Origin of the sequence: Thermoleptolyngbya sp. M55_K2018_002 (assembly GCF_015295965.1) — a bacterium.
In the GTDB taxonomy this organism is placed as follows: domain Bacteria; phylum Cyanobacteriota; class Cyanobacteriia; order Elainellales; family Elainellaceae; genus Thermoleptolyngbya; species Thermoleptolyngbya sichuanensis.
On the sequence record NZ_DVEA01000171.1, the window covers coordinates 1 to 8,588 of the forward strand.

Consider the following 8,588-nt stretch of genomic DNA (forward strand, 5'->3'; position numbering starts at 1 on the left):
GCAATAGCAACGGCGGCGGCGGCGGCGCGGGCATGGGTGGCGCTATCTTCATCCGCACGGGGTCTCTGACGATGACCGACACGCGCTTCATCAACAACAGCGCTCAGGGCGGTGCGGGCGCTGGCGGCAATGGTCAGGGCTTGGGCGGCGCGATTTTTGCGCTCAACTCGTTAACCAATAGCAACGGCAATAATCTGGGAATGCCAACCCGCCTGCCCACGGTGACGGGCGATCGCCTCTTTGCCCAAGGCAACAGCGCCAGCAGCGACAACAACTCGCCCGCCAACAACGACAATTTCTTTGGCGTGATTCTGTCGGCAGAGTTGCCGGGCCAGGCTCCCCGCGTATTCGCCATTTCCCGCGTCGGCCCCGAAGCCACCAATGCCCCAACCGTCAGCTTTTCGGTCATCTTCAGCGAACCCGTGACCGGGGTCGATGTCACCGACTTCAGCCTGACGACCACTGGGCTGACCGGGGCAACCGTGGCCAGCGTCACGGGCACAGACGGCAAGTTTACGGTGGTGGTCAACACGGGCACAGGCAACGGTACGGTTCGCCTCAACGTGCTGAATGACGGCTCGATCAAAGATTCAGAGAATTTGGCGCTCGTGGCCGGGGTCAACGGCACGGCCGCCTACACGATCGACCGCATCGCCCCAACAGTGGACATTGTGGACGTTACCCCCAACCCCCGGACAACGGCGCTGGGCACGATCACGATTCAATTCAGTGAAGCCGTCAGAAACTTTGACCTGAGCGACTTGCAACTGACCCGTAGCGGCACCCCGCTGGACTTGAGCAGCGCCACGCTCTCCACCAGCGACAACCGCACCTTTACAGTGGGGAACCTAAATCGGCTGACCAGCCGCACCGGAACCTATACCCTGACGCTGCGTGTCAGCGACATTACTGACCTGGCTGGCAACGCGCTGGCTGCGGGAGCCTTCGACACCTGGGAAATGGCCGCAGACGACGTGGGGCCAGGCAACGAGGAACTCGTCGTTATTCCCCCAGCCCCCAACGGACAACTGGGAACGCCTTTGGTGTTTTCGCTGGGCCGTCGCCCCAACGTTGTCCGAGGCACCAACCGGGCGGAAACCCTGCGGGGAACCAATCGAAATGATCGGATTATTGCGCGGAGCGGCAACGACCGCGTGATTGCTCGCGGCGGCAGTGACTTGGTGGATGGAGGCAGCGGCAACGACGACCTGCGCGGCGGCGGCGGCAATGACCAACTCGTCGGCGGTGCAGGCGATGATACACTGCGCGGGCAGGCAGGCAACGATATCTTGATCGGCGGCGCAGGCAACGACGTGCTAATCGGCGGCGGCGGCAGAAATATGTTCGTGTTCAATAGCCTGGCCGAAGGCATTGACACGATCGCCGATTTCAAGACGACCGATGTCATCGACCTGCGCGGCATCTTCCAACAGCCCGCCTTTTTAGCAGGCGGCACGCCGTTCCAGCGGCTCAGCGCCTACGTCAAGCTGTCGCAAGTGGGCACAGCGACCCGCATTTTTGTCGATGCAGACGGCAGCGGCGCAGGAACCAACTTCGTGGCGATCGCCAACCTAAACAACACCCAGGTCAGCAGCGTCACCTCCGTCAACTTCGTCATCTAGCGACATCGATGCAATCTCTGGTTTTCTAACTCCTATTTTCTAGCTCAGAGTTCTCCTGAGGAGCGGCCGCTGGCCGCTCTTTTTTTGCCTAATTTTTTGCTCATTCGTAACGCAACGCAATGCAGTAGAGAAAAAGTATTAAGCCCCGCATCCTTAGAATCTGCTCAGGACACAATACAGAAGTCAGATCGATTTTCGATTTTGGATTTGCGATTTTGGATTACTAATCAGCTCCAAAGCTCCCAGCAACCTCATCCCCAGCCCCCCACCCTTTCCCCTCAGAAGCATTAACCTCCCTTCCCTCCTTATTTTTCGTTCTTCCCTCTTCGTTCTTTTTTCTTCCCTCTATGAAACCCATCCGCACCTTCAACGTCACCCCCGCCCTGCCGCCCCTGCTCGAACCCCTGCGGCGCATTGCCTATAACCTCCACTGGGACTGGGATTATGAAGCGATAGACCTGTTTCGGCGGCTGGATCGAGACCTGTGGGAAACCAGCAAACACAACCCCGTGCTGATGCTGGGGACGATCAGTCAGGCGCGGCTGCGAGAGGTGGCCGAAGACGACGGATTTTTGGCGCAGATGGAGCGCGTAGAGCGGCAGTTGGATGACTATCTGCGGCAGCCAAGCTGGTTTCGCAAGCGGCGATCGCCCAAATCCCCTACCCCCAATGGCAAAACCCCAGCGGGAATCGCCCCTGAGACTGGGCTAACCGACTGCTACGCCTACTTTTCTGCCGAGTTTGGGCTAACCTCTTGCCTGCCCATCTACTCCGGCGGCTTGGGCGTGCTAGCGGGCGACCATTTGAAATCCGCCAGCGACTTGGGGTTGCCGCTGGTGGGCGTGGGCCTGCTCTATCAAGAAGGCTACTTTGCCCAATACCTCAACGCAGACGGCTGGCAGCAAGAGCGCTACCCCATCAACGACTTTTACAACATGCCGCTGCACCTAGAGCGCCACCCCGACGGCTCCGAAATCCGCATTGAGGTGGACTATCCCGGCCGCAAGGTCTACGCCCGCATCTGGCGCGTGCAGGTGGGCACGGTTCCCCTCTACCTGCTGGATACGAATATTGAGCCAAATAATCAGTACGACCAGGACATTACCGATGAACTCTACGGCGGCGATATCGACCTGCGAATTCACCAGGAAATCATGCTGGGCATTGGCGGCGTGCGGATGCTGCGGGCGCTGGGGCTAAACCCCACCGTGTATCACATGAATGAGGGGCACTCGGCGTTTCTGGCGCTGGAGCGGATTCGCCTGATGATCGAAGAAGCCGGGCTAACCTACGAAGAGGCCGCACAGGTGGCCCTAGCCAGTCAGGTTTTCACCACCCATACGCCCGTGCCCGCTGGCATCGACCTGTTTCCCTCTGACAAAATCATTTACTACCTGGGGCACTACGCCGAAAAGTTTGGGCTGGCGCGGGAGCAGTTTCTCTCGCTAGGGCGCGAAAATCCGGGTGATCTGGCGGCTCCCTTCAGCATGGCAATTCTGGCGCTCAAGATGGCCTCCTTCGTGAACGGGGTGAGCAAGCTGCATGGCGCAGTGTCACGGTCGATGTTTGCAACGCTGTGGTCGGCGCTACCCCTAGCAGAGGTGCCTATTACCTCCATCACCAACGGCGTTCACGCCCGCAGTTGCGTGGCCAAATCTACCCAGGATCTCTACGATCGCTACTTAGGCCCAGCTTGGAACATGGCCCCTGCCAGTGATCCGCTATGGGAGCGGGTGAGCAGCATTCCCGATGAAGAATTTTGGCGGAACCACGAGCGCTGTCGGTCGGAACTGGTGCTGTTTGTGCGGGAGCGGTTGCAACAAAGCTTGCGCGATCGCGGCGGTTCCCTCATCGAACTCAGCCAGACGCAGGACGTGCTAGACCCCAAAGTGCTGACCATCGGCTTTGCGCGGCGCTTTGCCACCTACAAGCGGGCGACGCTGTTCATGCGAGATGTGGAGCGGATCAAGCGGATCATGCTGGGACTGGGCGATCGCTTCAAGTCCAACCATCCGGTGCAGTTCATCATCGCGGGCAAAGCCCACCCCAAAGACAATCCTGGTAAGGAGTTAATCCGCGAGATTGTCCACTTTACCCGCGACCCCGACATTCACCACCGCATCGTGTTTATTCCCAATTACGACATCCACGTTTCGCGGATGATGGTGGCGGGCTGCGACATCTGGCTAAACACGCCGCGCCGCCCCCGCGAAGCGTCTGGAACCAGCGGCATGAAGGCGGCGATGAACGGTCTGCCCAACCTCAGCGTGCTGGATGGCTGGTGGGATGAGGCAGACTATGTGCGGACGGGCTGGGCGATTGGGCATGGCGAAGACTATGACGACCCAGAAGAACAGGACGAAGTAGAAGCCAATGACCTCTACGACCTGCTGGAACAGGAGATCGTGCCGTTGTTCTATAACCGCGATGAAAACGACATTCCCCACGGCTGGATCGCCAAGATGAAGGACGCGATTCGGCTGAATTTGCCGACATTTAACACAGCGCGGATGGTGGCGGAATATGCAGAGCGGGCCTATTTCCCGGCGAGCGATCGCGCTCGGGCGATGATCTCCAATGACTATGCCCCGGCCAAAGACCTGGCCCGCTGGCATCACCATCTGTTTGAGCATTGGTATGACATGAAAATCGACCGGGTGGACGTGTCCTCAGATGGCAATGTGCAGGTGGAACAGGAGATTCTCGTCACGGCCTACATCCGCCTAGGCGAACTGACACCGGACGACATACAGGTAGAGCTATACCAGGGGGCAATCGACGAGCATGGCGAAATCGCCAACGGGCAGCCTGTAGTCATGGAGTATGTTGGGGCTGATGCGGATAATCCTGCCATGAGTGTCTATCAGCGGGCGATCGCCTATCGCAACAGCGGCTTTCAGGGACTGTCCCTCCGCATCTTGCCCAAGCACGAAAACCTCAGCAGCCCCTATCAGCCGGGATTGGTGCTTTGGGCGTAGTTTATTCACGCTCAACCCTTAATCTCGCAGCACATAGCCCACGCCGCGCACGGTTTGGATCAGCCGTTTGTCGCCCTGTTCTTCGAGTTTTAGGCGCAGATAGCGGATGTAGACTTCGATGATGTTGGAGTCGCCCATGAAGTCGTAGCCCCAGACTTCTTCCAAAATGCGATCGCGCGTAATCACCTGTTTGGGGCGGCGCATCAGGTGTTCCAGCAGGTCAAACTCCTTGGCGGTGAGTTCAATCAGGCGACCGTTGCGGAATACCTCGCGGGTACGGCGATTCAGCGTCAGGTCAGCAAACTCCAGCGCGTCGGGGTCGGGTTCCTGGGTGCGGCGAAGGTGAGCGCGGACGCGGGCCAGCAGTTCCTCAATGCTAAAGGGCTTGACGACGTAATCATCGGCTCCCGCATCCAGCCCCGTCACGCGATCGCCAATTTCATCCTTCGCCGTCAGCAAAATCACCGGAATCTTGCTGCCCGTCGAGCGCAGTCGGCGGCATAGCTCCACTCCCGTCATCCCTGGCAGCATCCAGTCCAAAATTGCCAGATCGGGCGGAGTCTCGCGCGCCAGCGTCAGCCCGCTCAGTCCGTCGTGGGCGACGTTTACCTGATAGCCCTCGCAGCCCAGTTCTAGCTGAATGAAGCGAGCCAGTTTTTCTTCGTCTTCAACTAAGAGGATAGTAGACATGATCAGGGGTTGGGGGGTTAAAGATTTGGGGGGAGTGGAGAGGATTGGGATGAAGGGGTGAAGGCGTAGAAATGCCCTATCGCTCCATCGCTCCGCGACTCCATCACTCCAAAAGCGGCAGCTTTACGGTAAACACACTCCCCACGCCGGGGGTTGATTCGACACCGATCTGCCCGCCCATGCCTTCGACCAGGGATTCGGCGATCGCCAGCCCCAACCCCACGCCGCCTGTGGCCCGGCTGCGGGAGGCATCAACCCGGTAAAAGGATTCAAAAATTCGCGCCTGGTCTTCTTTGGAGATGCCACAGCCGCGATCGCGCACCTGAATCGTCGCCCAGGGTGCTTTGCGGCTGAGCGTCAGGCTGATGGGCTGGTTGGGTTCGGAATATTGAATGGCGTTGTCGATTAGGTGAACCAGTACGCGCAGCAGGTGTTCGCGGTCGGCCCGGGCAACAATCGGCTGGCTGGGCGCTTCTAGCTTGAGCGATCGCCGCTTGAACTGTTCTGTCATGCGGATTACGTCACCAACCACTTCGCCAATCGGCACGGGTTCCAGGTTAAACAACACCGCGCTGCTGTCGGTGCGGGCGAGTTCTAGCAATCCCTGGAGCAGCTCAATCGTGCGCTCGGTTTCAGAAACCGCCATCGACAGCATCTCCTGCTGCGCCTCGGTGAGGTTGGGGCTGCGGCGGAGGGTGCTTTGCAAATAGCCATAGACCAGACTCAGCGGCGTGCGGAGTTCGTGCGACACGTCGTTGGTAAACTGGCGCTGCCGTTCGGCGGTTTGCGACAGGCGATCGACCAGGCGGTTGCAGGTGTGAACCAGTTCCTGCACCTCAACGGGCACCTGATCTGGGTCGAGGCGGGAGATGTTGGTGCTGCCAGCGCTGTAGGCTTCAGCGATCTGGTTAGCCTGCCGCAGGGGCGAGAGCGATCGCCAAATCAACCAGGCCGCCAGCCCGCTCATCGTCACCACGCCCATACCCGTGCCCATCATCAGATCGCGGTTGACCGACTGCAACATGCTGTAGTCGCGGGTCACGTCCTTGGCGACGTAGAGTTGCCCAATCATCTGCCCGTCATGCTGTAGTGGATAGGTACACCAAATGATGAACTGCCCATGTAGCCGCAGGATTTTGGGGGTAGTGGTGGTTTCCGACAGATCCAGCAGCGCATCCTGATGTTCAGAAACCTGGAGATTGTTGGAGCGGGCTAAGATGTTGCCTTGGTGATCTCGAATCCACAGCCAGGTATTGGCCGACGACAGCCGGTTGACCATGTCCTGCAAATCGCTCTGGGAGGCAGATCCGTGGGCGATCGCCACTTCCTGATCGGGCATCTGCTGCACCACGGCCGACAGCTTAGCCCGGTGATCTGCCAAAAACATTCGCTCCGTCCGCCAAGACATCCAGAGCATCCCCAACCCAAGCCCACCCCAAATTGCTGCGATCGCCCCCAGCGTCAGCCTCATTTGCAGGGACGATCGCAGCGGGCGTTGAGAATTGGCTCCGTCAGCCGGGGAGAACATGGGTTTTGGCAAATATAGCGGGTACATTGCAAGCCCAGCGGCTATCTTCGGAATGTCTCCAATTTAACTGGATGCCCGAAACCAGAAATGAGTTTTTCCTGAGCAGAAGGAACGAACTCGCTGAGCAACAGCAAGAGTGCGTGGTCAGAATTTGAAGGTCAGGCAGCGCTTTTAGTGTACTCAAAGTTCGTTTTTTAGGGGCTGCAATCACGTCTGGCTGATCTTCAGCCGAAACATCTTCAACAAAGCTGGCTCTAAATATTCTTCGACCGTCAAAAGAGCTTAACAGATTGAATTAGTCCTAAACATACAAAGCTTGACGGGTTATTTCATAGGCTTCTATTAAGAAGTCTGCTGCTGTGTAAATCTCCTTATCCTGACTAAACTTACCAATCCCAATACGAAGTGCCCCATCAATCACTTTGTCTTGTAGCTTCATTGCACGTAGCACATGGGAAGGTTCTTCCACCCCAGAAGAACAAGCTGATCCAGTTGATATCGCTAATTTAGAACGAACTCTAGCGATGACGGCACTATTGGGAATACCAGGAATTGAAATGTGAAGATTTCCTGCCAGCCGATGCTCTGGATCTCCATTAATGACTAGGTTAGGGATCTTTTCTAGGAGCAGATCTTGAAGTCGATCGCGCTTCATGGCGATCGCCCGCTCATCTTCTTCCATCTCCAGCGATCGCAGCCGACAAGCTTCTCCCAACCCAACAATCCCAGGGACGTTGAGAGTACCCGATCGCATTCCTCGCTGATGACCACCACCGAATATAAGCGGCTCTAAGTGATAGCCTTGACGAACAGCTAGTGCCCCAACCCCTTTGGGGCCGTAGAACTTGTGGGCAGAGATTGCCAGATAGGTGATGCCCCATTCCTCAAATAGAACAGGAATCTTGCCGACTGCCTGAGAGCCGTCACATAGAAAAGGAATGCCGTAGTGTTGAGCAATCTGCCCAATCTTCTGAATCGGGTAGATGTTGCCAATCTCGTTGTTCGCCGCCATCACGCAAAGCAGAGACAACCCCTCGGCACAGACTTGTTCTAAATGTTCCAGGTCGAGCCTGCCTTTGGAATCCACTTGGAGGTAAACCAGTTCAGCCCAACCTCGTTTCTCTAAAGCATGGCAGGTATCGAGGACGGCTTTGTGTTCAATCGGCATTAAGCCGATTCGATGAGGTTTCGTTGGGTTAGGAGCCAAGTGCCCCTGAATTGCCAGATTGATACTTTCGGTCGCACCGGATGTCCAAACGATTTCCCTCGGTGAAGCTCCTATGAGGTCTGCAACTTCTTTAGCAGCTTGCTTGATGGCAGCTTCAGCGCGATCGCCCCACTCGTGATCGGTGCTGCTGGCATTACCGAATTCTGCCGTCATATAGTGGTAAACGCGATCGGCAACACGCGAATCGACTGGTGTGGTGGCGTGGTAGTCGAGGTAAATCATGGTGCCGCTTGCTGGAATGATGCGACAAAAGCCTGGTGTTCGGAAATCGCAATGCCCCACCGCAAAGCTACGAGGACGGCAGCGAGTCCTTTAGCGAAGAGGCGATCGCCACTTTCTAGCAGGGGCAATTGCAGGAGTCGTTCGGAAGTCATGGCTCTAGGGCGCGATAGAACGAGCTTCTAACCGTTGGTAGTATTCTATCAAGGCAGTCTGGGCGATCGCCCTCAGCGCTTCTTTGTCTTCTGCTGCCAGGCATCTCCACAAGGCAGGCTCAAACTTGAGCAACGTCAGTTCCTTGAGTCGCCGCACAAACTTGCGTC

General features: G+C 57.3%; 6 protein-coding genes. 2 read left to right on the forward strand and 4 right to left on the reverse strand.

Annotation, left to right across the window (positions count from 1 at the left end; all coding sequences use genetic code 11):
• Both IGS51_RS08580 and glgP read left to right on the forward strand, forming a co-directional pair.
• Positions 1–1,622 (forward strand): Ig-like domain-containing protein (locus tag IGS51_RS08580; RefSeq protein WP_297078019.1); only part of this gene is annotated, 1,622 nt, incomplete at its 5' end.
• Between the two features lie 347 nt (positions 1,623–1,969).
• Positions 1,970–4,600 (forward strand): alpha-glucan family phosphorylase, encoded by a 2,631-nt coding sequence (glgP, locus tag IGS51_RS08585; RefSeq protein ID WP_297078020.1) that lies wholly within the window; start codon positions 1,970–1,972, stop codon positions 4,598–4,600.
• Positions 4,601–4,618: 18 nt separating this feature from the next.
• On the opposite strand, the gene IGS51_RS08590 is transcribed toward glgP, so the two are convergent.
• The 4 genes from IGS51_RS08590 to IGS51_RS08605 form a co-directional block, all read right to left on the reverse strand.
• Positions 4,619–5,293 (reverse strand): response regulator transcription factor, encoded by a 675-nt coding sequence (locus IGS51_RS08590; protein WP_276568594.1) that lies wholly within the window; start codon positions 5,291–5,293, stop codon positions 4,619–4,621.
• A gap of 100 nt (positions 5,294–5,393) precedes the next feature.
• Complete coding sequence (locus IGS51_RS08595; protein WP_297078021.1) at positions 5,394–6,818, reverse strand: cell wall metabolism sensor histidine kinase WalK; 1,425 nt, start codon at positions 6,816–6,818, stop codon at positions 5,394–5,396.
• A 301-nt stretch (positions 6,819–7,119) separates the two neighbouring features.
• On the reverse strand, positions 7,120–8,268 hold the full coding sequence (locus IGS51_RS08600; RefSeq protein WP_297078022.1) for a cysteine desulfurase family protein: 1,149 nt from the start codon (positions 8,266–8,268) through the stop codon (positions 7,120–7,122).
• Complete coding sequence (locus IGS51_RS08605) at positions 8,265–8,420, reverse strand: hypothetical protein (protein WP_297078023.1); 156 nt, start codon at positions 8,418–8,420, stop codon at positions 8,265–8,267. Before IGS51_RS08605 ends, IGS51_RS08600 begins: the two co-directional genes overlap by 4 nt.
• Between the last annotated feature and the right edge of the window lie 168 nt (positions 8,421–8,588).

Bases quoted from the DNA above. Each gene is read 5' to 3' on its own strand.
- glgP (WP_297078020.1), top strand. From the start codon at position 1,970: ATGAAACCCATCCGCACCTTCAACGTCACCCCCGCCCTGCCGCCCCTG.
- IGS51_RS08595 (WP_297078021.1), bottom strand. From the start codon at position 6,818: ATGTTCTCCCCGGCTGACGGAGCCAATTCTCAACGCCCGCTGCGATCG.
- IGS51_RS08600 (WP_297078022.1), bottom strand. From the start codon at position 8,268: ATGATTTACCTCGACTACCACGCCACCACACCAGTCGATTCGCGTGTT.
- IGS51_RS08605 (WP_297078023.1), bottom strand. From the start codon at position 8,420: ATGACTTCCGAACGACTCCTGCAATTGCCCCTGCTAGAAAGTGGCGAT.